We start from the raw sequence: 23,794 nt of genomic DNA, 5'->3' as shown, positions 1-23,794 counted from the left end.
TCAGGCCACCGTGGTGGCCGAGCCGCCGGCGTTGCGGTGGCGTTCCATCAGGAGGGCTCGTTCTTCTGTTTCCAGTTCGGCTGCCAGGAGATCGTCGGGCAGGCGGTGCTGGACCGAGGATTCCGTCATGGCGCGGTCGGTGAAGACCAGGGGGCGTTCGGCTTCGGTGATCAGGTGTTTGACGACCTGGACGTTGCCGTTCACGTCCCAGACGGCGATGCCCGGAGTGAGGGTGGGGATGATCTCCACCGCCCAGCGGGGGAGGCCCAGGACGCGGCCCGTGGCCCGGGCCTCGTCCGCCTTCTGGGCGTAGATCGTGCGGGTCGAGGCCATCTTGAGGATCGCCGCCGCCTCGCGGGCCGCTGCCCCGTCCACGACGTCCGAGAGGTGGTGTACGACCGCTACGAAGGACAGGCCGAGGCGCCGGCCGAACTTCAGGAGGCGCTGGAAGAGCTGGGCCACGAAGGGGCTGTTGATGATGTGCCAGGCCTCTTCGACCAGGAAGATGCGCTTCTTGCGGTCCGGGCGGATCCAGGTGTGTTCCAGCCATACGCCGACGATCGCCATCAGGATCGGCATGGCGATGGAGTTGCGGTCGATGTGGGAGAGGTCGAAGACGATGAGCGGGGCGTCGAGGTCGATGCCGACCGTGGTCGGGCCGTCGAACATGCCGCGGAGGTCGCCGTCGACCAGCCGGTCGATGACGAGCGCGACGTCCAGGCCCCAGGCGCGGACGTCGTCTATGGCCACGTTCATGGAGAGCGCCGATTCGGGTTCCGGGTGGCGCAGTTGTTCCACGATGTCCATGAGGACCGGTTGGCGGTCCGTGATCGTTTCCACGACGTACGCGTGCGCGACCTTCAGGGCGAAGCCGGAGCGTTCGTCCAGGCCGTGGCCCATGGCTACTTCGATGATGGTGCGGAGCAGCGCGAGCTGACCCGTCGCGGTGATCGCGGGGTCGAGGGGGTTGAGGCGGATCCCGTCGTCGTTCGCGGCGATGGGGTCCAGGCGGATGGGGGTTATTCCCAGCTGCTGGGCGATGAGGTTCCACTCGCCGACGCCGTCCTCGCCCTGGGCGTCCAGGACGACGACCTGGCGGTCCCGGAAGCGGAGTTGGCGTAGGACGTAGGTCTTCTCCAGGGCGGACTTGCCGTTGCCGGATTCGCCCAGGACCAGCCAGTGGGGGGCCGGGAGTTGTTGGCCGTACAGCTGGAAGGGGTCGTAGATGTACCCCTTGCCGCTGTAGACCTCACGGCCGATGATGACGCCGGAGTCGCCGAGACCGGGGGCTGCGGTGGGGAGGTAGACCGCCTGTGCCTGGCCCGTGGAGGTGCGGACGGGGAGGCGGGTGGTTTCCACCTTGCCGAACAGGAAGCTGGTGAAGGCGTCCGTCAGGGCGGACATGGGATCTCGCATGGGCGGCCATTCCCTCCAGCTAGCGTCGGATGCCGGTGGCGAACGGCAGGGTGTTGACGAAGGCGCGGTGGTGCTCGCGGTCGCACCATTCGAGCTTCAGGTAGGACTTGCCCGCCGAGGCGCGGATGGTGCGCTTGTCGCGGGCGAGGGCTTCGGGGGAGCGGGAGGAGACGGTGATGTAGCCGACCAGGTTGACTCCGGCGGCGCCGCTCGCGAGGTCTTCGCCGCGCTGGTCGAGCCGGCCGTGCGCGGCGATGTCGCGGGGGTCGACGGTGCGGTTCATCTTGGCGGCGCGGCTGGCGTCGGCCTCGTCGTTCGTCTTCTCCGTGAGCATGCGCTCGATGGCGATCTCGGTGGGTTCCAGGTCCATGGTGACCGCGACGGTGCGGATGACGTCGGGGGTGTGGACCAGGAGCGGGGCGAGGAAGTTTACGCCGACCGGGGTCATCGGCCATTCCTTCACCCAGGCCGTGGCGTGGCACCAGGGGGCTCGCGTGGAGGACTCGCGGGTCTTGGCCTGGAGGTAGGTCGGTTCGACGGCGTCCAGTTCGGCGGGCCAGGCGTTGCGCTTGGTCATGGCCTGGATGTGGTCGATGGGGTGGTCCGGGTCGTACATGGAGTGCACGAGGGAGGCGAGGCGGCCCTGGCCCAGCGGCTGGCGGACGCGGATGTCGGCCTCGGCGAGGCGGGCGCAGATGTCGGTGAGCTCGCGGGCCATGACGATGGCGAGGCCCGCGTCGCGGTCGACCCTGCGGCCCTTCTTGGGGGCCGCGGCGCGGGCGATGGTGTGGGCCTCGGCGGCGAGTTCGCGGGTGAAGTGGATGCAGGCGACGAGGTACGCGCGGTGCTGCTCGGAGGAGGTCGACACCATCGACTGGAGCTGGTCGTACGAATCGCGCAGCCAGACCGGGGCGTTGGTGTTGCCTCGGGCGGCGACGTCCTTGTCGTGGGCCTCCGGGTCGGCGGGCAGGGTGCGTACGAGCATCTGGAGGCGGGTGACGAAGCCGTCGCCGTTGGCCACGTGCTTGAGGAGGGTGCCGAAGCGGTCGACGAGGGCTTCTTGGTCCTCGCTGTCGCGCAGGCCCACTCCGGGGCCCTCGATCTCGATGGCGGCGGTGACGGTTCTGCGGTCCGCGTGGAGCAGGACGGCGATCTCGTCGGGGCCGAAGGGGGCGGCGAGCCAGTTGATGCGGCCGATGCCGGGGGGCGGGCCGACCTCGACCTCGCGGCCGTCGCCGGCGCGGATGCCGGCTTCCATGGCGCCGGAGCGGAACGTCGTGCCGCGGCGCAGGGTGCGCTTGAAGCTGCGGTTGATCTCGAACCAGCGGTAGAAGGTGCGGCCGCGGTAGGGGACGTAGACGGCGGCGAGGGCGAGCATGGGGAAGCCGGCGAGGGAGATGATGCGCAGGGTGAGGGCGGGGACGAGCAGTCCGCTCATCATGCCGAGGAACGCGCCGGCGATGATCAGGGCGATCTCTCCGGTCTCGCGGTTCTTGCCGACGATCGCGTTCGGCCGGGCGCGGCCGATGAGATACGTGCGGCGGGGCGTGACCGGGTGGAGCTGGTGGGACTGGGTCGTCACCGCCCGTCACCTCCTGTGTTCCTCGTGCTGGAGCCCGTACGGGGCGGGGGTGTGGCGGCGGGGCCGCCGCTGTTCCCGCCGCCGGAGCCGCGGCTGCTGTGTGCGGCCATGCCTCCGGAGATCTGGTTGTCGCCGCCGGCGCGGTGGGCGCCGCCGCCGCTGTTGCCGCCTCCGCCGCCGCCTCGGCTGCTGTGGGTTTTGATGCCCTGGGAGACGAGGGAGGCCGGGGAGCTGATGACGGCGGCCGCCTGGGCGCCGTCGGTGGCCTTGCTGCGGTTGGTGCGGGCGGAGGCGATCTCGTCGCCGAAGCCGGGGACGAAGCGGTAGATCATCGCGGAGGCGAAGATCGCCAGGAGGATGATCGCGAGGCCGGAGACGACGGCGGAGAAGGCGTTCGGGCCCTTCTCTCCGGCGAGGGCTCCGGCGAGTCCCAGGACGATGACGATCACTGGTTTGACGAGGATGACCGCGATCATGATGCCCGCCCAGCGGCGGACGTGGCCCCAGAGGTTGCGGTCGACGAGGCCGGCGTAGACGACGGTGCCGAGCAGGGCGCCGACGTAGAGGAGCGCGGCGCGGATGACCAGTTCCAGGCAGAGGATGCCGGCGGCGAGCACGGTGACGAGGGCGACCACGATCAGCATGATCGGGCCGCCGCCGATGTCGTCGCCCTTTTTGAGGGCCTCGGCGAAGGAGCCGAAGAAGACGTCGGTCTGGCCGCCGGTCGCGGAGGCGATGACCTCGGTGACGCCGTCGGTGGCGGAGACGACGGTGTAGAGGATGAGGGGGGTGAAGGCGGAGGCGAGGACGGTGAGCCAGAGGAAGCCGATGGCTTCGGACATGGCGGTGGTGAAGGGGACTCCGCGGATGGCTCGTTTGGCGACGGCGAAGAGCCAGAGGATGAGCGTGAGGATGGTGGAGGCGGCGAAGACGATGGCGTACTGCTTGAGGAAGGCGCCGTTGGTGAAGTCGACGTTGGCGGTGCCGTTTACCGCTTTGCTGAGTTCGCCGACGATCCAGGCTGCGGCGTCGGCGCAGCCCTTTGCCAGGGAGGCGAGGGGGTTGAGGGCGTCGGCCGGGTTGCTGGGCGCCAGGCCCGCGCCGGGTCCTGTCCCGGCCGAGCTGCCGCGTTCGCAGTACTCCCGGGCCGGCCCCGCGATCAAGCCACAGGGGTTGCTCGGGCTGGGCAGTGGCGCCGGTGGCGGTGATGGCAGCGGTGTCGGCGCGGCCGTGGCTCGGGCGGCGAAGAGGAGGAGGGCGGCCTGAACGGCTGCTGCGGTGGCACCGATGCCGCGGAGCGACAGCTTGCGGCTACCGGGCATAGGTGAAGCCTCCGAATTCGGTGACGGCGCGGCCGATCTCGTCGGAGGCGGACACCGGATCGTCGCCGGTGACCGGGGTGGGGCCGTCCCTCTGGGCGGTTTCGAGGACCTTCCAGTCGGACCCGTTCCACTTCAGCGTCAGGGAGATGGTGAACCAGCCGCTGGTCACGGGGCGGGTGGACTTTTCACCGGTCAGTCCGAACATGCCGATGCACCAGACTTCGACCGAGGCGTTCCCGTTGGAGAAGCTCTTGATCTTGGTGCCGGCCGGTACGGTCCGGCTGACGAACGTGGAACCCGTGGGTGCGAAGCCGTCTTTGGTAAGCCCGATCTGGGAGAGCAGGCCGGGTGAGTAGTCGGCGTCGAACCCGCTCTGGAGCTTGGTTTTGGTGCTGTCGTCCGAGACGGCATCGACAATGACGCGTCTGCGGGCAGGGTTGAACATGCCGTCAGAGCCCAGGACTACGGCGTAGTTGGACGCGGCGGACTGGGCGCCCTGCTGATCCTGCGGGAAGCCGGAAGGGACTCCGGACGACTTGTCGTCCACCGGGGGGACGCCTGTGGGCGCCGTCGGGTTGGTGGCGGTGGGGGGCTTGTCCGTCGTCGGTGGGTTTTCGGGGGTGTTGGACTGGTTGGCGAAGGCGATGGCTGCGATGAGGAGGACCACTACGCCGACGACGGTGATCAGGCCTCGGGGGGTGCGGCGGGGTGGGGCGTAGGGGTCCGAGGGCTCCGGGAACCGGGTACGGGTCTGGCCGGTGCCGCCGACCTCGCCGCCACCGTATTGGTCGTCGGTGCTCATTCGGTGTTCGCCCCCTCCGCGTCGTACGACGGTAGCGCTGGTATCCGCGCAGGCGCGGCGTGGTGAGTCCTCATCAGAGCTCGGGCTAGACGGCCATTCCGTAGACGATCGTGAAGAGGGTGCCCAGTGAGCCGATGATGAAGACGCCCGTCAGGCCGGCCACGATGAGGCCCTTGCCCTGTTCCGCGCTGAAGGTGTCGCGCAGTGCGGTCGCGCCGATGCGCTGCTTGGCGGCGCCCCAGATGGCGATGCCGAGGCAGAGCAGGATCGCCACGGCCATGACCACCTCGATCATGACCTTCGCCTCGTTGCCGAGACTGCCGAACGGCCCCCAGTTCGGGGCGATTCCGCCGATGATGGTGGTGATGTCGCCCTTTTCGGCTGCCAGGATCATGTAACTCACCGCCCCTGTATGGGTAGTTCCGGTAGCCCGTGCCCGGACGGCAGGGGTCACGCCCTATCTTCCCTGATGAAACCGCCGTCGGATGTCGACTTGACTGCTCTCTTTACCCGATCTGTCGCCCCGGGTGTCGTCCGTGTGTCCTGACCTGGGGTCGGGCGGCGTGTGGGGGAAAGAACGTATGGTCACTCTGTGTATCACGAGGGGTGACCGCGGGCAATGATTGTCGTCTCGGTGCGGTGGTGGTCCGGGCAGGGCCGCGCCGTTTGGCGCAATGGGGGTGGGCGCGGTAGGGCGTTCCCGGCCTTCCCGCCGGTGTCGCGCCCGGGGTGCGAGTCGGGTGCGGCACCGGCAGGGTGCCCGGGCTACGGGACGTAGATGTTCGAGGCGAACGGGGCGAAGCGGGTCTCGCCGGAGTGGATGACGCCGATGACCGCCCCGGTGCACCAGCGGCCGCTGGTGATGAAGACGGGGCTGTCGGTGTGGTTCGTGACCGCGGCGGGGCCGTTGTGCAGGATGCAGCCGGACGGGTCGTGGACCGGGCTGCCGTTGATGACCACTTCGCCCGAGGACGCGTGCGCGGAGCCGCCGACGGAGAGGGCGAGGAGGGTGGCGGCCGCGAGGGTGCCGAGGGAGCGGAGGGGGCCGGGGGGCGTGGTCGGTCGTCGCATGGTGGGGGAGCCTCCAGGGGGACAGTCGTCGTCGCGGTCGGCGGCGGTGCCGGCGGGTGGGCGGACGATCTTCTTCCGGTTGTGTGGCTCACCGTAGGGGGTGTGCTGCGGATGGTGACACCAGTGGAGGGGCGTGTGGGGGCGCCGGGGGCGCGCGTGGGTCCGGTGTGCGCCCGTCGTCAGTCGCCGGGGCGGTCCGTCCAGTGCGCGGGGCGGGTGAGGGAGGGCGGAATGCGGGTCGCGGGGTTGCCCCGGGCCGCGTTCAGCTGGGGCTGCGTGAGGAAGAGGGCGTCCGTGAGGTCCGCGTCGCGCAGGTCGGTGTCGCGGAAGTCCGCGCCGATCAGGTCGGCCGTGCGCAGGTCGGCGCCCTTGAGGTCGGCGGCGATCAGGTAGGCGCCGCGGAGGTTGGCGCCGCGCAGGTTCGCGCCGGGGAGGCGGGCGCCCATCAGGTCGGCGCCGCGGTGGTTCTTCTTGCGGCCCGGCACCTTGGCCCGTACGAGCTCGCTGGTTTCGAGGAGGAGGGCGTTCGCTTTCTGGCGCAGCGGGGTGATGTCGAATTCCGCGAGGGTCTCCGGGCCGGCCCCGGTCCACCGGGTGGTGTCGGCCAGGGCGGTGTGCAGCTGTGTGTGGAGGGGGCGTGCGGCGGGGACGGTGAGGGCCTCGGTGAGGGTGAGGGCCTCGGTGAGGTGGAAGAGGAGCTCGTGCAGGTTCCGCATGGCCGGGAAGACCGTGAACATCGTGGCCGCGGTGGCGGGGTGGGTGCGCCAGTCCCGGCCGCCGAAGGTGACCTGCGAGACCTGCTGGCCGGCGCCGAAGCAGTCGAAGACGGTGCAGCCCTGGAAGCCCTTGTCGCGCAGTCCGGTGTGGATGCCGCAGCCGAAGTCCTGGCGGAGGTTCTTGCAGGGGGTGCCGGCGGGCTTGGTCATGGCGAAGTCGGTGGATTTGGAGAAGGGCAGGGCGACGCAGCAGAGGGCGAAGCAGTTGGCGCAGTCCGCTCGCAGGAGGGGGAGCGGGGCGGCGGCGCCGGTGCGGGCGGGGTCGGCAGGGCCGGTGGGGTCGGCAGGGCCGGCGGGCTGAGGCGTGGGCACGTCCCCATTGTCTCCCCGTGGGGGAGTTGGGTGGTCGCCGGGTGGCCGGGGCGGGTGCCGGGGAAGCCGAAAGCCCTTGATCGTCGTGGGCGGGTCCGGGGAGCATCGCCGTATGACCGAAGTGATCGCAGTAGCCGTCATCACCTTTCTCGCCGTCATCAGTCCCGGCGCGGATTTCGCCATGGTCGTGCGCAACAGCTACCTCTACGGGCGGCCCACCGGACTGTTCGCGGCCGCCGGGGTCGCGGCCGGGGTGCTGGTCCACGTCTCCTACACGATGCTCGGGGTCGGTCTGCTGATCGCCTCCTCCGCCGAACTGTTCACGGTGATCAAGCTCGCGGGCGCCGCGTACCTGGTGTGGATCGGGATCCGGACCTTCCGGGCGCGGACCGAGGTGGCCGTGGACCTGGAGGAGAAGGGCGGGCTGACGCCGTTCGGGGCGCTTCGGAGCGGTTTCCTGACCAACGTGCTCAACCCGAAGACCACGCTGTTCGTCGTGTCCACCTTCACGCAGGTGGTCGGGCCGGGGACCCCGGTGTGGCAGCAGGCCGGGTACGGGCTGTTCATGTCGGCGGCGCACCTGGGCTGGTTCGGGGCGGTCGCGCTGTTCTTCTCCAACTCCCGTCTGCGCGACCGGATGCTGAAGGCGCAGAAGGCGCTGAACCGGGCCATCGGCTCGGTCCTGGTGGGGCTCGGGGTGGGCCTGGGCTTCGCCCGCTGAGCGATGGAGCTCCGCGGGCCGGTGGGGCGGGCCGGCCGGAGGGGCCGGTCGGTACCGGGGCAGTGGCCCGGGGGCGATGGGGCTGGCGATCGCGCATTACCGGTCGGTAGCGTGTTCGCCATGGGTGCCGAGAGTGGTGTCAGCGATGTGGACGGGTTCTACGAGCGGATCGACGCCGGGAGGTTCCTGGCGAGCGGTTATACGCGCGGCCCGTGGGATCCCGGCTCGCAGCACGCCGGCCCGCCGGCCGCGCTGCTCGGGCGGGCTATCGAGGAACGGCCCGGCGGGCGCGCCGACATGCGGATCGCCCGGATCACGTACGAGATCCTGCGCCCGGTGCCGATCGGCCCGTTGGAGCTGACGACCAGTGTGCTGCGGGCCGGCCGGGGCACCGAGGTGGTCGAGGCCGCGCTCGCGCCCGCCGGGGCCGCGCCCGTGATGCTGGCGCGGGCGCTGCGGATCCGGGTGGCGGAGGACTCCGTACCCTCCGTCGTGCCCGCGCCGGAACTGCCGCCGCCCGGGGAGGTGGGGCCGGCGCCGTTCTTCCCGGTGCCGTGGGAGAAGGGCTACCACTCGGCGATGGAGACCCGGTTCACGCGGGGAGCGTTCGTCGAGCTCGGTCCCGGGGCCTGCTGGATGCGGATGAAGGTGCCGCTCGTCGCCGGGGAGGAGCCCCGGCCCCTGGACCGGGTCCTGGTCGCGGCGGACTCCGGCAACGGCATCAGCGCCGTCGTGGACTTCGGCCGGTACCTCTTCGTCAACGGTGACCTCACGGTGCACCTGCACCGCCATCCGGCCGGTGAATGGGTGTGCGTGGAGGCCCGTACGAGCGTGGACGCGGCGGGCATCGGGCTGGCGGACGCGCGGCTGCACGACGAGAAGGGACCGATCGGGCGGAGCGCGCAGAGCCTCTTCGTGGCCCCGAGGGGGTAGGGGAGGGGGGCCGAAGTACTTCGTATCGTCATATGAGTTCACCCGTCCGCCGGGGTGTGTGCTCCAAGTGCCCCGGGTGCGGCGGTTCCTGTACCGCTTCCCCGGCGGGATGATTCGACACGAGGTGGCGGGAACGCCGGGAAAAGCCGTTCGATGGGGGAAGGTTGGCGGGTGCGCAGACTCTGGGTGGTCGGTGGAATCAGCTTCGGGGCATGCCTGTGCTTTCTCGCCCTGCTCGTGATCGGTACGTACTCGGCGGCCGCGGGCATCGCGACCGGCGCCGGCGGGCGGGCCTCCGGGCTCGCGAAGGGTGCCGTGCCGGGGAAGTACCAGTCCCTCGTGCAGAAGTGGGGCAACCTCTGCCCGACGCTCACCCCGGCCCTGCTGGCCGCCCAGCTCTACTCGGAGAGCGGCTGGAACCCGGGCGCGGTGAGCCCGGCCGACGCGCGGGGCATCGCGCAGTTCATCCCGGGCACGTGGGCGACGCAGGGCATCGACGGGGACGGCGACGGGGACCGTGACATCTGGGACCCGAACGACGCGATCCCGTCGGCCGCTTCCTACGACTGCGCGCTGGCGCGGTACGTGTCCAAGGTGCCCGGGGACGCGGTGAAGAACATGCTGGCCGCCTACAACGCGGGTCCCGGCGCGGTGAAGCAGTACGGGGGCGTCCCGCCGTACCGCGAGACCCAGGGGTACGTGAAGACGATCACGACCCTGGCCAAGAGCTTCGAGGCCCCCGTCGGACGGGTCGCGCCCTCGCAGCAGGCCGCCGGGGCGATCTACTTCGCGCAGAAGCAGTTGGGGACCCCGTACCTGTGGGGCGGCAACGGTACGCCCGAGCAGGGCGGGCGGTTCGACTGCTCGGGGCTGACCAAGGCCGCGTACGAGTCGGTGGGGGTCGATCTGCCGCGCGTGGCGAACGACCAGTACAACGCCGGTCCGCACCCCTCGCGCGCGGAACTCCTGCCGGGGGACCTGGTGTTCTTCTCCGACGATCTGACGAACTCCCGGGAGATCCGGCACGTCGGGCTCTATGTAGGCGGCGGGTACATGATCAACGCCCCGTTCACCGGGGCCGTGATCCGCTTCGACAAGATCGACACGCCCGACTACTTCGGCGCGACGCGGGTGACGAAGGACGGGGCGGAGGCCCTGCCCCGGCGCGAGGCCGTCGGCAACGCAGCGTGAAGCCAAGGCCCTGAGCTGCAACGATGAGTCACTCTTCGATAACGTTGGGGTGATCATTCGGTGGAGAGCGGAACGTAGCCGCCAGAACGGGCGTTCCATGGTCACTGGGGGCAGGACGAGTGGAAGCGCCGGATTGATCACCGGGGGGCGAAGGGCCGCACACAGGCGTGCGGCCGTACGGGTACCAAGGCAAGGGCAAGGGGCCGCATCACCATGGCTGGACTCACAACCGGTGGGCCGAACGTGGATGTAAGCCTGCTGTACGAGATCAACGGACTGGCGCGGCAGGCCCCCGGCTGGCTGGACCGGACGGTCGCGGTACTCGGCGAGTACGGGATCCTGCTGGCCCTCGTGCTCCTGGTGCTGTGGTGCTGGCGCGGAGCGCGCCGGCAGGACGAGACCGCCGCCGTCGAGACCTTCACCGCACTCGTGTGGGCCCCGCTGGCCGCCTCGGCCGCGCTGCTCCTCAACATTCCGCTGCGGGAGTTCGTGGGCCGGCCGCGGCCGGCCGCGCAGCACGGCGGAGTCGAGGTGCTGGAGCCCGGCGCCGGGCTCGGCCACAGCGCCTTCTCGTTCGTCAGCGACCACGCGACGCTCGCGATGGCGCTCGGCGTCGGCCTGTTCGTCGCCCACCGCAGGATCGGCTCCATCGGGATCGGGCTGGCTCTGGCGGAGGGGTTCACGCGGATCTACATGGGCTTGCACTACCCGACCGACGTCATCGGCGGGCTCGCTCTCGGCACGGCGGTGGTGCTGCTGCTCGCGCCGCTCGCGATGGCGCTGCTGACCCCGGTGGTACGGGCCGTGGCCCGGTCCCCGCGCCTCGGCGTACTGGTCCGGGCGCGCGAGCGCGTGGTGGCCCGCCCGGTGGACCTCGCGGCGGCCGGGCCGTCGGCGCGCGAGCAGGAGAGCGACCTCGCCGCCTGACGTGGTGCCGGGGCCGGGGCCGGTGATCCGGACGGTGTCCGCGGCGTCAGCCGATGCCGTACGAGTCCCAGACGCTCAGCACCACGGCCGCCAGCAGGCACAGCGCCGCGGCCCCGAAACAGACGCGGACCGCGGCCGGGCGGGGACGCGGGGGCGGGGTCACGGATCGCCGCCGTGGTCCGTGGCGTCCGTGTCCGCGTCGGAGCGCCGGTAGCGGGAGCGCAGCCACAGGCCGGTGGCGGTGGCCGCGGCGGTGGTGACGCCGATGGCCAGGGCGACGTCGCCGGGCCCGTCGGCCGTGCCCACGGGGCTGGCCCGGGCCGGGGTGGCCGGGGCGAACGCGATCAGCAGGGCCCAGAGGAGGGCGGCGAGTCGGGGCGCGGGTCCGGGCATGAGTCAAGGGCAACCGCTCCCGGGCGCGTCGGCCAGCCGGGCCGTCCGATCGGGCGATCGCGGGAGGGGCGGGCCACTCCGGGTAGGGCCACTCCGGATAGGGCTACACCAGGGAGGGCTACTCCGGGGCGTGGCCCCTGGCGTCCTTGCGGGCCAGGTCGCGGGAGCGGCGGGCCGGGCCGCGCCAGCCGCACGTACAGGCGGCCAGGCTGAAGGCGCCCCGCTCGGAGGTGCTCGTGGAGTGATCGGTGGATGGTGGCGGCGCCGGGTCGGCGCCGGGGTCGCGGGGCAGCGGCACTGAGGCAAGCGGAGGGACGAGAGTCGCTTCGGTGTGCGGTTCCACTCCACCACGGTACCGGGCCCGGAGCGGGCGGGGCACCGGCCCGGGGCGTCGCGGGCGCGGCCGTGACGGGAGGCCCGGGACCTCGTTAAGCGGAGCGGGTGGGGCCTCGGGCATAGAGCGGTCACGCGTTGGGGGTTGGCAGGCGATGGTGGTGCACCAGCACAGGCGAGGGCGCGCGGGTCGGGCTGCGGCCGCGGTCGGCCTGGCCCTGACGGTGGCGGCGTTGAGCGGGTGCGGCGGCGACGCCGTCGCGGGCGACGACGCCCGGGCCCCGGGCGAGGGCCGGGCCCCGGGCGACCCGGTGGCGACGGTCCGCGCAGCCGCCGACGCGCTCGCCAGGACCGGGAGCGCGCAGGCCCGTACGGCCATGGAGATGGCCACGGGCGGCACCCGGGTCACGATCCGGGGCGAGGGCGGGGTCGACTTCAAGAACCGGATGGGGCAGCTGCTGGTCATGCTCCCCGACGACGCCAAGGGCAAGGCGGAGCACCGGCCGATCACCGAGCTGCTGGTGCCCGGCGCGCTCTACATGAAGAACCGGGGCGCGGGCGTCCCCGACGACAAGTGGGTCCGCGTCGACACGACGGCCCTGGCCGACGGGAACCTCGTCACCGGCGGGGCCACCGACCCGATGGCCGCCGCGGAGCTGCTGCGCGGGGCGCAGGAGGTGACGTACGTGGGCGAGACCGAGGTGGCCGGGACCAAGGTGCGGCACTACCGGGGTACGACCGACATCGCGCGGGCCGCGGCGCAGGCCTCACCGGCGGTGAAGGGGGCGCTGGAGGCCGCGGCGAAAGGGTTCGGCAAGGACGCGGTGCCGTTCGACGCCTACCTGGACTCCGAGGGACTGCTGCGGAAGGTCCGCCACCGCTTCACCTACGTCAACGATGGCGTGATCGATGTGTCCTCCACCACCCTGCTCTACGGCTTCGGGACCCCGGTCACCGTCGTATTGCCGGCCGAAGGGGACATTTACGCCGGGAAGATCGCCGATTAGCCGGCCGGAGCCCCCGGGGGCGGCGCGATCGGGCCATGGGCGGGTAGCCGGAAATGGTCCATCCGTGTCATGCGCGCCGCGCCGCGCGCTCCCTACGCTGAGAAGCCGAGCGCCGGCGACCGGACGACGGCAGATTGAGGTGACACGCGTGACTCCCGCAGGCGGTTCGACGGTGCAGGACCTCGTGGCTCTCGCCGAGATCGAGCTGTGCGGAGAGTTGATCATCGCGGCGTCCGCCGTGGCCGAGGAGAGGCTCAGCCAGGACCGGATCGACGAGGTGCTGATGGCCGTGTGGTCCGGCTGACCCCTGTCCCCCGGGTCCGTCCCTCCCGCGTACCGGTCAGGTGCGCAGCAGCCGGGCGATCGCCTTCGTCGCTTCCTCGACCTTGGCGTCGATCTCTCCCCCGCCCTTGAGGGCCGCGTCGGCGACGCAGTGCCGCAGGTGCTCCTCCAGGAGCTGGAGCGCGAAGGACTGGAGCGCCTTCGTGCTCGCCGAGACCTGGGTGAGTATGTCGATGCAGTAGACGTCCTCGTCGACGAGGCGCTGGAGTCCCCGGATCTGGCCCTCGATCCGGCGCAGGCGCTTGAGGTGCTCGTCCTTCTGGTGGTGGTAGCCGTGCACCGCGCCGGCGCCCGGGTCCGTACCGGGCACGTCCGTCACCGCGTCCGTCACCGCTTCCGCTTCCGCGTCCGTGTCGGTGGTGGCTCCGGAGCCCTCCGCCTGGATGGCAGTCATGCGTCCTCCCGTGGTCCGGAATGGGGGACCTATACCCCTCATGGGTATAGGGTACCGGCCCCCGGCCGCAGGGGCAGGGGCCCGTCGTCCTCACTCTGCCTGATGGAGGACACTGGGGAACTGCCGGTTAGCCGTGGCCGGGGGATGCGCCTAGCATCAGCCTGACCGAATCCAATGCACCCCGAGGACCTCACGTGCGATTTCGTCTGACCCCCAGGGAGACGAGCTTCTACGACATGTTCGCCGCATCCGCGGACAACATCGTCACGGGCTCGAAGCTCCTCATGGAACTGCTCGGAGCGGACTCCTCCGCCCGGGTCGAGATCGCGGAGCGGATGCGGGCAGCGGAGCACGCGGGAGACGACGCGACCCACGCGATCTTCCACCAGCTCAACTCCTCCTTCATTACGCCGTTCGACCGCGAGGACATCTACAACCTGGCGTCCTGCCTCGACGACATCATGGACTTCATGGAGGAGGCGGTCGACCTGGTCGTCCTCTACAACGTGGAGGAGCTTCCCAAGGGTGTCGAGCAGCAGATCGAGGTACTGGCGCGCGCGGCCGAGCTGACCGCCGAGGCCATGCCCCACCTGCGCACGATGGAGAACCTGACCGAGTACTGGATCGAGGTCAACCGCCTGGAGAACCAGGCCGACCAGATCCACCGCAAGCTGCTCGCCCAGCTCTTCAACGGCAAGTACGACGCCATCGAAGTGCTGAAGCTCAAGCAGATCGTCGACGTGCTCGAAGAGGCGGCCGACGCGTTCGAGCACGTCGCGAACACGGTGGAGACCATCGCGGTCAAGGAGTCCTGAACCTCGTGGACACCTTCGCTCTGATCGTGACCATCGGTGTCGCGCTCGGCTTTACGTATACGAATGGTTTTCACGACTCCGCGAACGCGATCGCGACCTCGGTCTCGACCCGTGCGCTGACCCCGCGCGCCGCGCTGGCGATGGCCGCGGTCATGAACCTCGCCGGTGCCTTCCTCGGCAGCGGGGTCGCCAAGACGGTGAGCGAGGGCCTGATCGAGACGCCCCACGGCAACCGGGGCATGTGGATCCTCTTCGCGGCGCTCGTCGGCGCGATCGTGTGGAACCTGATCACCTGGTACTTCGGCCTGCCCTCGTCCTCCTCGCACGCGCTGTTCGGCGGCATGGTGGGCGCGGCGCTGGCGGGCGGTACGGAGGTGCTCTGGTCGGGAGTGGTCGACAAGGTCGTCATCCCGATGTTCGTCTCGCCGGTGGTCGGCCTCGTGGTCGGTTACCTGGTGATGGTCGCCATCCTGTGGATGTTCCGCCGGGCCAACCCGCACAAGGCCAAGCGCGGTTTCCGCATCGCGCAGACGGTGTCGGCGGCCGGCATGGCCCTCGGCCACGGTCTGCAGGACGCGCAGAAGACCATGGGCATCGTGATGATGGCCCTGGTCATCGCCGACGTGAACAGTGCCGGCGACGAGATCCCGGTCTGGGTCAAGATCGCGTGCGCCGTGATGCTCTCGCTGGGTACGTACGCGGGCGGCTGGCGCATCATGCGCACCCTCGGCCGCAAGATCATCGAGCTGGACCCGCCGCAGGGCTTCGCGGCGGAGACCACCGGTGCCTCGATCATGTTCGGCTCGGCGTTCCTCTTCCACGCGCCGATCTCCACCACCCACGTGATCACCTCGGCGATCATGGGTGTGGGCGCGACCAAGCGGGTGAACGCGGTCCGCTGGGGCGTCGCCAAGAACATCATCCTGGGCTGGTTCATCACGATGCCGGCCGCGGCGCTGGTCGCGGCGCTCAGCTTCTGGGTGGTCAACCTCGCCTTCGTGTGACCGCACGCGTCGTACGCGTCGTACGTGTCGTACGTGAACACAGTGCGCCCCGCCGGATCGGCTGATCCGGCGGGGCGCACTGGTGTGTGGGGCGGGCGGCTCGGGTCAGCCGACGAGGTGGATTCCGAAGCTGGCGGAGCCGGTGGGGCCGCCGAGGTCGCCGGTCGGGCTGCCGCGCAGGATGGTGACGGCGCCGGACCGGAGCGTGGCCTCGGGGTCCGTGCCCGTCTCGTCGCGGGCGCCGATGAGGATGTCGGCGTCCCCGTCCTGGTCGGTGTCGGCGACGGTGACAGGATCTGCCCGCTGGTGATGACCGCCAGGTCCTCGTAGCCGTCGGCGTTCAGGTCGCCGTGGGCGGATGCCCGGCCCCAGCCGACCTCGGAGGCGGCCGGCTCGCCAGGGATGCCGGGGGTGGCGCGGCTGATCAGCTGCTGCTTGTCGAAGCGCAGGCCGGCCAGGTCCGCGTAGCCGAAAGGATCCCCCCGGTGTCCGGGTGCGGCCCCAAGGGCCGTATCCGGTACGCAACTTGTTGCTGGCGTGCGTATGGCCGACGAGCGGGGGACAGGGTTGGTGTGATCCGGGTCGTGCGGCGGGGTGGGTGTGCCGGGCCGGGGAAAAGAAGCGGGCCGGTTCCCCCCACCCAGGGGGAACCGGCCCTTTTTCTTTCTTTCGCCTTGCGGTGGCACCGCCATGCAGCACCGCAGGACGCTTGCGAACATCCCGGTTTAGCCGAAGCGGCCCGAGATGTAGTCCTCGGTCGCCTGCACGGACGGGTTCGAGAAGATCCGGTCCGTGTCGTCGATCTCGATCAGCTTGCCGGGCTGGCCGACCGCGGAGAGGTTGAAGAAGGCCGTGCGGTCGGAGACGCGCGCCGCCTGCTGCATGTTGTGCGTCACGATGACGATCGTGAAGCGCTCCTTGAGCTCGCCGATCAGGTCCTCGATGGCGAGGGTGGAGATCGGGTCGAGGGCCGAGCAGGGCTCGTCCATCAGGAGGACCTGGGGCTCGACCGCGATGGCGCGGGCGATGCACAGGCGCTGCTGCTGGCCGCCGGAGAGGCCGGAGCCGGGCTTGTTCAGGCGGTCCTTGACCTCGTTCCAGAGGTTGGCGCCCTGGAGGGACTTCTCCACGATGTCCGAGAGTTCGGACTTCCTGAAGGAGCCGTTGAGGCGCAGGCCCGCCGCCACGTTGTCGAAGATCGACATGGTGGGGAAGGGGTTCGGGCGCTGGAAGACCATGCCGACCGTGCGGCGGACCGCGACCGGGTCCACGCCGGGGCCGTACAGGTTCTCGTCGTCCAGCAGCACTTTGCCCTCGACGCGGCCACCGGGGGTGACCTCGTGCATGCGGTTCAGGGTGCGCAGGAAGGTGGACTTGCCGCAGCCGGAGGGGCCGATGAAGGCCGTCACGGAGCGGGGCTCCACGGTCATCGAGATGTCGTCGATGGCCTTGTGGGTGCCGTAGAAGGCGGACAGTCCGCTGACGTCGATTCGCTTCGCCATGGTGGTCACTTCGCTTTCAGTGGTCGCGTCAGCGACCGGTCTTGGGGGCCTTCCAGCGGGCGATGCCGCGAGCCACCAGATTGAGGATCATGACGAAGGCGATCAGGACGAGGGCTGCGCCCCAGGCCCGGTCGTAGGAGGCTTCACTGCCGACCTTGTACTGCTCCCAGATGTACAGGGGGAGCGAGGACTGTGCGCCTTCGAAGGGGTTGTTGTTGATCAGCTGGGTACCGAAGACCAGCAGCATGATCGGGGCGGTCTCACCCGCGATGCGGGCCACGGCCAGCATCACGCCGGTGGCGATGCCGCCGATGGCCGTGGGGATCACGACCTTGAGGATCACGCGCCACTTCGGCACACCGAGGGCGAGCGCGGCCTCGCGCAGCTCGTTGGGGACGAGCTTGAGCATCTCCTCGGTGGAGCGGACCACGACGGGCATCATCAGGATCGACAGGGCCAGGGATCCGGCGAAGCCGGAGGGGCCCATGTCGAGCGTCAGGGTCCACGTCGTCAGGATGAACAGGCCCGCGACGATGGAGGGGATGCCGGTCATGACGTCGACGAAGAAGGTGACGGCCCTGGCGAGCGAGCCCTTGCCGTACTCGACCAGGTAGACGGCGGTCAGCAGGCCGATGGGGGCCGAGATCGCGGTGGCCAGGGCGACCTGCTCGATGGTGCCGAGCAGGGCGTGGTAGACGCCGCCGCCGGGCTCGAAGCTGGTCACGCCGTTCATCGAGTGGCTGATGAAGTCCCCGTCGACGACCTTCATGCCGCGGCTGATGGTCGTCCACAGCAGCGAGAGCAGCGGGATGAGGGCGAGGACGAAGCAGACCCAGACCACGGAGGTCGCGACCCGGTCCTTGGCCTGGCGGCGGTTCTCGACGATCGAGCTGGCCGTGTACGTGATGACCACGAAGAGGACGGCTGCCAGCAGACCCCACTGGATCTTGCTGTGGAGGCCGAAGGCTGCGCCGAGGCCTGAGCCGAGGGCGACCGAGAGGACGGCGATGCCGGCCGGGGCCCAGCGGGGCAGGTGGCCCTGCGTCAGGCTGCTGGGAGCGGCGGACTTGGCGGCCCGGGAGGGGCGCTGGTCCTGGAGTGCGTGGCTCATCAGGCGTTCGCCCCCGAGAAGTCCTTGCGACGGGCGATGATCAGCCGGGCTGCGCCGTTGACCAGCAGGGTGAGCAGGAAGAGCACGAGACCGGAGGCGATCAGGGCGTCGCGGCCGAACTCGTTGGCCTCGTCGAACTTCGCGGCGATGTTCTGCGCGAACGTGCCGCCGCCCGGGTCCAGGATGTGGCCGGAGATCAGGAAGCTCGGGGAGAGGACGGTCGCGACGGCCATCGTCTCGCCGAGCGCGCGGCCGAGGCCGAGCATCGAGGCGGAGATGACTCCGGAGCGGCCGAAGGGCAGGACCGACATCCGGATGACTTCCCAGCGGGTCGCGCCGAGGGCCAGTGCGGCCTCCTCGTTCATGCGCGGGACCTGCAGGAAGACCTCGCGGCTGACGCTGGTCACGATCGGCAGGATCATGATCGCGAGCAGGATGCCGACGGTGAAGAGCGAGCGCGCGACGCCGACCTGGGTCTTGTCGAAGACGTAGGTCCAGCCCATGTACTCGTCGAGCCAGAGGTTCAGGCCGGCGAGCTGCGGGACGAGGAAGAGGGCGCCCCAGATGCCGTAGATGATCGACGGCACGGCGGCCAGCAGGTCGACCACGTAGGCGAGGGGGGCGGCCAGCTTGCGCGGCGCGTAGTGCGAGATGAAGAGGGCGATGCCGACGGCGATCGGAACCGCGATGGCCATCGCGATGATCGAGCTGACGACGGTGCCGAAGAGCAGGACGGCGATGCCGAAGACGGGAGGGTTGGCCGACGCGTTCCAGTCGAAGGTGGTGAGGAAGTTGCCCTCGTTCTTCGACAGTGCGATCGAGGCACGGTAGGTGAGGAAGATGGCGATCGACGCCATGATCACCAGGAGCAGGATGCCGGAGCCCTTGGAGAGGCCGGCGAAGATCTTGTCACCGGCGCGGCCGGTGGACCTCGTGCTCTTGGAGACAGGCGGAGCCGTGTCTATCTGGGTGGGTGTGGTGGAAGCCATGATCTTTCCGGTCTGGATGGGGGGCAGGCCCCCTGGCGGCGGTGCACCGGATCCCCTGGGTGGAGGGGAGGGTCCCCGGGCCGGTCCGCCCCCCGGACGGGGGGAGCGGACCGGTGGTCCCGGGGGTCTGTATTAGGAGAGCTTCGCGATGACTTCGCGGACCTTGGCGTTGATCTCGGCCGGGATCGGCGCGTAGCCGTTCTCGGAGAGGACCTTCTGGCCGGCGTCCGAAGCGGTGTAGTTCAGGAAGGACTTCACGGTCGGGAGCGTCTCGGCCTTGTTGCCCTTGTCGCAGACGACCTCGTAGGTCACCAGGACGATCGGGTAAGCACCCTCGGCCTTGGTGGCGTAGTCGAGCTTGAGCGCCAGGTCGTCGCCGGTGCCGGAGATCTTGGCGGCGGCGATGGCCTTGGAGGCGGTCTCGGAGGAGGCCTTGACCGGAGCGGCGGCGCCCGTGTTCAGGTCGACCGTCTTGATGCTCTGCGCGGAGGCGTAGGAGAGCTCGAAGTAGCCGATCGCGCCGTCAACGGCCTTGACCTGCGAGGCGACACCGGAGGAGCCGGAGGCGCCGAGGCCACCCGGGGCCGGCCACTTCTTCGCGGCTTCGTACGTCCAGGCCTCGGGAGCGGCGGCCTTGAGGTACTTGCCGAGGTTCTCGGTGGTGCCCGAGTCCTCGGAGCGGTGGAAGTGCTGGATGGGGGTGGCGGGAAGCGTGACGCCGGGGTTCAGCTTCTTGATCGCCTCGTCGTCCCACTTCTTGATCTTGTCGTTGAAGATGCTGGCGATCGTGGGGGCGTCCAGCGTCAGCTTGTCCACGCCGGCGACGTTGAAGCCGATGGCGATGGGGCCGCCGACCATCGGCAGGTCGATGCCCTGGCCGCCGGTGCAGATCTTCTTCGACTCTTCGACGGCCTCGGGCTTCAGCGCGGAGTCCGAACCGGCGAAGCCGACGGTGCCCTGGTTGAAGGCGACGATGCCCTCACCGGAGGAGGAGGACTTGTAGTTCACCTCGACGCCGGGGCAGGCGGCCATGTACGCCTTCACCCAGAGGTCGATCGCGTTCTTCTGCGCGGAGGAGCCCGAGGCGAGGAGCTTGCCCTTGGCGTCGTCGCACTTGATGTCACCCGCGGCGACGGTCGGCTTGCCCGAGGCGCCGGTGTCGTTCTTGGTGTTGTCGTCCGAGCCGCACGCCGTGAGGACCAGGGCGCCGGACACGACGAGCGCCCCGAGGGCAGAGGCACGAAGCATGTTCTTGCGCTGAAGCTTCACTTTCGGGTGTTTCCTTCCAGAAGCCGCCGGCCGCTTTCTGTATCGGGGCGGCGTGCGAAGAGGACTACGTCGGTTGCTCGGAGGAATCGTCCGCCTTCGCGGTGACTCGCTCCCTGCATCTCCGAAGTTAGGCAGATCAGGTGAAGTGGCCGACCGGGGTAAGTGAACGGATGGTGAACCGTGGCGGACGGGGTGGTGCGTCCGGCCGGTTTCGGCATCCGGCGTCATCTCCCGTTACCCCGCCGTTACCGTTGCGTGACCGCAGCGGGGCGCGCCGGTGCCATTGCCCCCGGACCGGCGCCGTCACACCCCGGCGTGGCTGGAATCGGCCGGTTGCCACAGGTGCTGGAAGGTGGCGCGGGAGGCTTCGACCTCGTGGCGCTGGTCCGCGTGCAGGACGCCCAGGGCGTACGCCGTCGCCGGGGCGATGCGGGGGGTGCGGGCCGCCGTGGCCGAGGCGGTGGCCGCTTCCGCGGCGTCGCGGTGGCGGGTCAGGGCCTCGCCCGCGACCGTCAGCCGGGCCACGTCGCCGCCCAGGGCCTCCTGGGCGTAGCGGTGGACGCGCAGCAGGCGGCGTACCTCGTTCCAGGCGCTGTCGTGGTCCGCGTCGTACGGGTGCGAGGGCGAGGGGGCCGGGAGGGAGTGCACCGCGGTGGACAGGCGGGAATGAGCCACCTCGGCCAGGGGTACCAGGACGTCGTCCACCCGGCCGCGGGCCGCCACGGGGTCCAGCGGGACCTCGGAGGCCAGGACCGCCACCGCGTCCGCGACCGCGTGGAACCGGGAGGAACCCAGCGCCTGCAGGGTCGCGGAGTGCGCCCGGGTCCGGGCCAGGGTGAGCTGGCGCTCCAGCAGGGCGCCCGCGCGGGCCGAGCCCACGGTCAGCGCGCCCGCGGTGCCCCGGGGGGCCGGTACCTCGGGGCTTCCCGACAGCCGCTGGAGGGCGTCCATCAGCCGGAGCAGCCGGGCCGCGTACGCGTGCTCGTCGGCCAGTGTCGTCGAGAGCCAGACCAGCTCGGTGCGCAGCGAATCAGCCCAGGAGGAATCCGCCACCGCCCTGAACGTGGACAGGGAGCAGGAGATCCGGCGCGCAGCCCCCCGCAGGCTGCGCGCCGCCTCGCTGCTGTCGGCGCCCCCGTTCGCCGCGCCCTCCTCGTGCAGGCGCAGGCCCCGCAGGAACGCGGTGGCCTGCGCGCGCAGGTACGTACCGAGCACGGTGCCTGCCGTCGTCGCGGTCAGGTCATGGTTTGGCTGAGCCACGCCGGCGCCTCCGGGCGTCAATGAGCATCTCCTGAACGTGCCGCAGCGGCTGGCCCTCGCTGTCGGTGCTGTGCCGGGTCCATTCGCCGTCCGGGCCCAGGTGCCAGGAGGTGGTGGCGTCGGACATACCGGTTTCCAGCAGCCGGTCCAGTGCCGCGCGGTGGGCCGGGTCGGCGACCCGGACCAGTGCCTCGATACGGCGGTCGAGGTTGCGGTGCATCATGTCGGCGCTGCCTATGTACACCTCGGGTTCGCCGCCGTTGCCGAAGGCGAAGACCCGGGAGTGCTCCAGGAAGCGGCCGAGGATCGAGCGGACCCGGATGTTGTCCGAGAGCCCGGGGACACCGGGGCGGATCGCGCAGATGCCGCGGACCCAGATGTCGATGGGCACGCCCGCCTGCGAGGCCCGGTAGAGGGAGTCGATCAGTGCCTCGTCGACGATCGAGTTCATCTTGAGGCGGACGTACGCGGGGCGGCCCGCCTTGTGGTGCGCCGCCTCCTTGTCGATCCGGGCGATCAGGCCGTCGCGCAGCGAGCGCGGGGCCACCAGCAGCCGGCGGTAGGTCTCGCGGCGCGAGTAGCCGGACAGCCGGTTGAAGAGGTCGGAGAGGTCGGCGCCGACCTGCGGGTCGGCGGTGAGCAGGCCGAGGTCCTCGTAGAGCCGTGCCGTCTTGGGGTGGTAGTTGCCGGTGCCGACGTGGGAGTAGCGGCGCAGCGTGTCGCCCTCCTGGCGGACGACGAGCGACAGCTTGCAGTGGGTCTTGAGGCCGACGAGGCCGTAGACCACGTGGCAGCCGGATTCCTCCAGCTTGCGGGCCCACTTGATGTTGGCCTGCTCGTCGAAGCGGGCCTTGATCTCGACGAGTACGAGGACCTGCTTGCCGGCTTCGGCGGCGTCGATCAGGGCGTCCACGATCGGGGAGTCGCCGGAGGTCCGGTACAGCGTCTGCTTGATCGCGAGGACGTCCGGGTCGGCGGCCGCCTGCTCCAGGAAGGCCTGCACGGAGGTGGAGAAGGAGTCGTACGGGTGGTGCAGGAGCACGTCGCGTTCGCGCAGCGCGGCGAAGATGTCGGGCGCGGACGCGGACTCGACCTCGGCGAGGTCGCGGTGCGTGCCGGCGACGAACTTCTTGAACTTCAGCTCCGGGCGGTCCAGGGAGGCGATCCCGAAGAGGGCCGTGAGGTCGAGGGGACCGGGGAGCGGGTACACCTCGGACGGGTTGACCTTCAGCTCCTGCACGAGCAGGTCCAGGACCCCGGGGTCGATGGACTCCTCGACCTCCAGGCGCACCGGCGGGCCGAAGCGGCGCCGCATGAGCTCCTTCTCCAGGGCCTGGAGGAGGTTCTCCGCGTCGTCCTCCTCCACTTCGAGGTCCTCGTTGCGGGTCACGCGGAACATGTGGTGCGCGAGCACCTCCATGCCGGGGAACAGCTCCTCCAGGTGCGCGGCGATCACGTCCTCCAGCGGGACGTAGCGCTGCGGGGAGGCCTCCAGGAAGCGGGACAGGAGCGGCGGGACCTTGACGCGGGCGAAGTGGCGGTGGCCGCTGACGGGATTGCGTACGACCACGGCCAGGTTCAGGGAGAGCCCGGAGATGTACGGGAACGGGTGCGCGGGGTCCACGGCCAGCGGGGTGAGCACCGGGAAGATCTGGTTGCGGAACAGGGTGAAGAGGCGCGCCTGCTCCTTCTCCGTGAGGTCGGGCCACCGGATGAGGTGGACGCCCTCCTCGGCGAGCTGGGGGGAGATGTCCTGCTGGAAACAGGCGGCGTGGCGGGCCATGAGCTCGCGCGAGCGGGTCCAGATCTGGTCCAGCACCTCACGGGGCTGCAGGCCTGAGGCCGAACGGGTGGCGACGCCGGTCGCGATGCGGCGCTTGAGGCCGGCGACGCGGACCATGAAGAACTCGTCGAGGTTGCTCGCGAAGATCGCCAGGAAGTTCGCGCGCTCCAGCAGGGGCGTCGCGGGGTCCTCGGCGAGCTCCAGGACGCGCTCGTTGAAGGCGAGCCAGCTGCGCTCCCGGTCGAGGAAGCGGCCCGCGGGCAGCTCGCCGGTGTCCTTCTCGTCGTAGGCGTCCAGGTCCGCGTCGAGATCCGGTTCCAGATCGACGTGCGGGCGGTGGGCGGCTATGGACCCCAGGCGGGCGTGGGCGCCGGTGGCCGCGCGCGCGGCCACCGCCTCGGGCGTGGCGGCGCGCGCGGCGGTGGCCGCGGAGACGTCGGCGGCCGATGGCGCGGAGGGGGACGCGAACTTGTTCGGCGGCTGCTGGGTGGGGACCTCGGAGGGGGCTGCGCTGGGCTTGTGGCTCATGACTCCATTCT

General features: G+C 70.5%; 24 protein-coding genes. 8 read left to right on the top strand and 16 right to left on the bottom strand.

Features of this window, described 5'->3' with window-relative positions; translation table 11 throughout:
• From OG435_RS21875 to OG435_RS21845, 7 genes are all read right to left on the bottom strand, one after another.
• Window positions 1-1,416, bottom strand: a complete 1,416-nt coding sequence (locus OG435_RS21875) for an ATP-binding protein (protein WP_250744631.1) — start codon at window positions 1,414-1,416, stop codon at window positions 1-3.
• Between the two features lie 19 nt (window positions 1,417-1,435).
• On the bottom strand, window positions 1,436-2,998 hold the full coding sequence (locus OG435_RS21870) for an SCO6880 family protein (protein ID WP_266878931.1): 1,563 nt from the start codon (window positions 2,996-2,998) through the stop codon (window positions 1,436-1,438).
• Window positions 2,995-4,320, bottom strand: a complete 1,326-nt coding sequence (locus OG435_RS21865) for a hypothetical protein (RefSeq protein ID WP_266878929.1) — start codon at window positions 4,318-4,320, stop codon at window positions 2,995-2,997. The genes OG435_RS21870 and OG435_RS21865 overlap by 4 nt, the downstream gene beginning before the upstream one ends.
• Entirely contained in the window at window positions 4,310-5,122 is an 813-nt protein-coding gene (locus OG435_RS21860) for a hypothetical protein (RefSeq protein ID WP_266878927.1), read from the bottom strand. The genes OG435_RS21865 and OG435_RS21860 overlap by 11 nt, the downstream gene beginning before the upstream one ends.
• A gap of 85 nt (window positions 5,123-5,207) precedes the next feature.
• The gene (locus OG435_RS21855; protein ID WP_008742356.1) at window positions 5,208-5,516 is read right to left on the bottom strand and encodes a hypothetical protein; all 309 of its coding nucleotides are present in this window, start codon (window positions 5,514-5,516) and stop codon (window positions 5,208-5,210) included.
• 371 nt (window positions 5,517-5,887) lie between these two features.
• Window positions 5,888-6,193 (bottom strand): hypothetical protein, encoded by a 306-nt coding sequence (locus tag OG435_RS21850; RefSeq protein WP_266878925.1) that lies wholly within the window; start codon window positions 6,191-6,193, stop codon window positions 5,888-5,890.
• Between the two features lie 179 nt (window positions 6,194-6,372).
• Window positions 6,373-7,194, bottom strand: coding sequence for a pentapeptide repeat-containing protein (locus OG435_RS21845; protein WP_266881972.1), 822 nt, complete (start codon window positions 7,192-7,194; stop codon window positions 6,373-6,375).
• A 199-nt stretch (window positions 7,195-7,393) separates the two neighbouring features.
• On the opposite strand from OG435_RS21845, the gene OG435_RS21840 reads away from it, so the two are divergent.
• The 4 genes from OG435_RS21840 (at window position 7,394) to OG435_RS21825 (ending at window position 11,053) form a co-directional block, all read left to right on the top strand.
• Window positions 7,394-8,002: a LysE family translocator gene (locus OG435_RS21840; RefSeq protein WP_250744626.1), complete on the top strand. Its 609-nt coding sequence runs from the start codon at window positions 7,394-7,396 to the stop codon at window positions 8,000-8,002.
• A 120-nt stretch (window positions 8,003-8,122) separates the two neighbouring features.
• Complete coding sequence (locus OG435_RS21835; RefSeq protein WP_266878922.1) at window positions 8,123-8,935, top strand: thioesterase family protein; 813 nt, start codon at window positions 8,123-8,125, stop codon at window positions 8,933-8,935.
• A 171-nt stretch (window positions 8,936-9,106) separates the two neighbouring features.
• On the top strand, window positions 9,107-10,126 hold the full coding sequence (locus OG435_RS21830) for an NlpC/P60 family protein (RefSeq protein ID WP_323187862.1): 1,020 nt from the start codon (window positions 9,107-9,109) through the stop codon (window positions 10,124-10,126).
• Window positions 10,127-10,339: 213 nt separating this feature from the next.
• On the top strand, window positions 10,340-11,053 hold the full coding sequence (locus tag OG435_RS21825; protein WP_266878918.1) for a phosphatase PAP2 family protein: 714 nt from the start codon (window positions 10,340-10,342) through the stop codon (window positions 11,051-11,053).
• Window positions 11,054-11,212: 159 nt separating this feature from the next.
• Here OG435_RS21825 and OG435_RS21820 read toward each other — a convergent pair whose 3' ends face one another.
• Window positions 11,213-11,446: a hypothetical protein gene (locus tag OG435_RS21820; RefSeq protein WP_266878916.1), complete on the bottom strand. Its 234-nt coding sequence runs from the start codon at window positions 11,444-11,446 to the stop codon at window positions 11,213-11,215.
• Between the two features lie 118 nt (window positions 11,447-11,564).
• Window positions 11,565-11,744, bottom strand: a complete 180-nt coding sequence (locus OG435_RS21815) for a hypothetical protein (protein ID WP_266878914.1) — start codon at window positions 11,742-11,744, stop codon at window positions 11,565-11,567.
• A 190-nt stretch (window positions 11,745-11,934) separates the two neighbouring features.
• On the opposite strand from OG435_RS21815, the gene OG435_RS21810 reads away from it, so the two are divergent.
• On the top strand, window positions 11,935-12,786 hold the full coding sequence (locus OG435_RS21810; protein ID WP_266878912.1) for a hypothetical protein: 852 nt from the start codon (window positions 11,935-11,937) through the stop codon (window positions 12,784-12,786).
• Between the two features lie 148 nt (window positions 12,787-12,934).
• A complete protein-coding gene (locus OG435_RS21805; protein ID WP_266882319.1) occupies window positions 12,935-13,090 on the top strand; it encodes a hypothetical protein in 156 nt (51 codons plus the stop codon).
• 36 nt (window positions 13,091-13,126) lie between these two features.
• On the opposite strand, the gene OG435_RS21800 is transcribed toward OG435_RS21805, so the two are convergent.
• Window positions 13,127-13,522: a metal-sensitive transcriptional regulator gene (locus tag OG435_RS21800; protein ID WP_266878910.1), complete on the bottom strand. Its 396-nt coding sequence runs from the start codon at window positions 13,520-13,522 to the stop codon at window positions 13,127-13,129.
• 194 nt (window positions 13,523-13,716) lie between these two features.
• On the opposite strand from OG435_RS21800, the gene OG435_RS21795 reads away from it, so the two are divergent.
• Both OG435_RS21795 and OG435_RS21790 read left to right on the top strand, forming a co-directional pair.
• Entirely contained in the window at window positions 13,717-14,337 is a 621-nt protein-coding gene (locus OG435_RS21795) for a DUF47 domain-containing protein (RefSeq protein ID WP_266878908.1), read from the top strand.
• A gap of 5 nt (window positions 14,338-14,342) precedes the next feature.
• On the top strand, window positions 14,343-15,341 hold the full coding sequence (locus tag OG435_RS21790) for an inorganic phosphate transporter (RefSeq protein ID WP_266878906.1): 999 nt from the start codon (window positions 14,343-14,345) through the stop codon (window positions 15,339-15,341).
• 725 nt (window positions 15,342-16,066) lie between these two features.
• Here the strand turns inward: OG435_RS21790 and pstB are convergent.
• The 6 genes from pstB to OG435_RS21760 all read right to left on the bottom strand — a co-directional run bounded on the left by pstB (window position 16,067) and on the right by OG435_RS21760 (window position 23,783).
• The gene (gene pstB, locus OG435_RS21785; protein WP_266878904.1) at window positions 16,067-16,843 is read right to left on the bottom strand and encodes a phosphate ABC transporter ATP-binding protein PstB; all 777 of its coding nucleotides are present in this window, start codon (window positions 16,841-16,843) and stop codon (window positions 16,067-16,069) included.
• Window positions 16,844-16,871: 28 nt separating this feature from the next.
• Window positions 16,872-17,954 carry a phosphate ABC transporter permease PstA gene (pstA, locus tag OG435_RS21780; RefSeq protein WP_266878902.1) on the bottom strand — a complete coding sequence of 361 codons (1,083 nt, stop codon included), beginning with the start codon at window positions 17,952-17,954 and terminating at the stop codon, window positions 16,872-16,874.
• On the bottom strand, window positions 17,954-18,943 hold the full coding sequence (gene pstC, locus OG435_RS21775) for a phosphate ABC transporter permease subunit PstC (RefSeq protein WP_266878900.1): 990 nt from the start codon (window positions 18,941-18,943) through the stop codon (window positions 17,954-17,956). Before pstC ends, pstA begins: the two co-directional genes overlap by 1 nt.
• A gap of 132 nt (window positions 18,944-19,075) precedes the next feature.
• Window positions 19,076-20,212 carry a phosphate ABC transporter substrate-binding protein PstS gene (gene pstS, locus OG435_RS21770; protein ID WP_266878899.1) on the bottom strand — a complete coding sequence of 379 codons (1,137 nt, stop codon included), beginning with the start codon at window positions 20,210-20,212 and terminating at the stop codon, window positions 19,076-19,078.
• Window positions 20,213-20,515: 303 nt separating this feature from the next.
• A complete protein-coding gene (locus tag OG435_RS21765) occupies window positions 20,516-21,472 on the bottom strand; it encodes a CHAD domain-containing protein (protein WP_266878897.1) in 957 nt (318 codons plus the stop codon).
• Complete coding sequence (locus OG435_RS21760) at window positions 21,453-23,783, bottom strand: RNA degradosome polyphosphate kinase (RefSeq protein WP_266878895.1); 2,331 nt, start codon at window positions 23,781-23,783, stop codon at window positions 21,453-21,455. The genes OG435_RS21765 and OG435_RS21760 overlap by 20 nt, the downstream gene beginning before the upstream one ends.
• Window positions 23,784-23,794: the final 11 nt, after the last annotated feature.

This window comes from Streptomyces sp. NBC_01264 (assembly GCF_026340675.1).
Lineage (GTDB): Bacteria > Actinomycetota > Actinomycetes > Streptomycetales > Streptomycetaceae > Streptomyces.
The sequence above is the reverse complement of the archived record's forward strand: the minus strand, read 5'-3'. Positions and strand labels throughout refer to the sequence as shown.

Excerpts from the sequence above, each read along its gene's own strand:
- OG435_RS21875 (WP_250744631.1), bottom strand. The coding sequence starts at position 1,416 with ATGCGAGATCCCATGTCCGCCCTGACGGACGCCTTCACCAGCTTCCTG.
- pstA (WP_266878902.1), bottom strand. The coding sequence starts at position 17,954 with ATGAGCCACGCACTCCAGGACCAGCGCCCCTCCCGGGCCGCCAAGTCC.
- OG435_RS21835 (WP_266878922.1), top strand. The coding sequence starts at position 8,123 with ATGGGTGCCGAGAGTGGTGTCAGCGATGTGGACGGGTTCTACGAGCGG.
- OG435_RS21860 (WP_266878927.1), bottom strand. The coding sequence starts at position 5,122 with ATGAGCACCGACGACCAATACGGTGGCGGCGAGGTCGGCGGCACCGGC.
- OG435_RS21800 (WP_266878910.1), bottom strand. The coding sequence starts at position 13,522 with ATGACTGCCATCCAGGCGGAGGGCTCCGGAGCCACCACCGACACGGAC.
- OG435_RS21855 (WP_008742356.1), bottom strand. The coding sequence starts at position 5,516 with ATGATCCTGGCAGCCGAAAAGGGCGACATCACCACCATCATCGGCGGA.
- OG435_RS21810 (WP_266878912.1), top strand. The coding sequence starts at position 11,935 with ATGGTGGTGCACCAGCACAGGCGAGGGCGCGCGGGTCGGGCTGCGGCC.
- OG435_RS21865 (WP_266878929.1), bottom strand. The coding sequence starts at position 4,320 with ATGCCCGGTAGCCGCAAGCTGTCGCTCCGCGGCATCGGTGCCACCGCA.
- pstB (WP_266878904.1), bottom strand. The coding sequence starts at position 16,843 with ATGGCGAAGCGAATCGACGTCAGCGGACTGTCCGCCTTCTACGGCACC.
- OG435_RS21850 (WP_266878925.1), bottom strand. The coding sequence starts at position 6,193 with ATGCGACGACCGACCACGCCCCCCGGCCCCCTCCGCTCCCTCGGCACC.
- OG435_RS21825 (WP_266878918.1), top strand. The coding sequence starts at position 10,340 with ATGGCTGGACTCACAACCGGTGGGCCGAACGTGGATGTAAGCCTGCTG.
- OG435_RS21820 (WP_266878916.1), bottom strand. The coding sequence starts at position 11,446 with ATGCCCGGACCCGCGCCCCGACTCGCCGCCCTCCTCTGGGCCCTGCTG.
- OG435_RS21840 (WP_250744626.1), top strand. The coding sequence starts at position 7,394 with ATGACCGAAGTGATCGCAGTAGCCGTCATCACCTTTCTCGCCGTCATC.
- pstC (WP_266878900.1), bottom strand. The coding sequence starts at position 18,943 with ATGGCTTCCACCACACCCACCCAGATAGACACGGCTCCGCCTGTCTCC.
- OG435_RS21760 (WP_266878895.1), bottom strand. The coding sequence starts at position 23,783 with ATGAGCCACAAGCCCAGCGCAGCCCCCTCCGAGGTCCCCACCCAGCAG.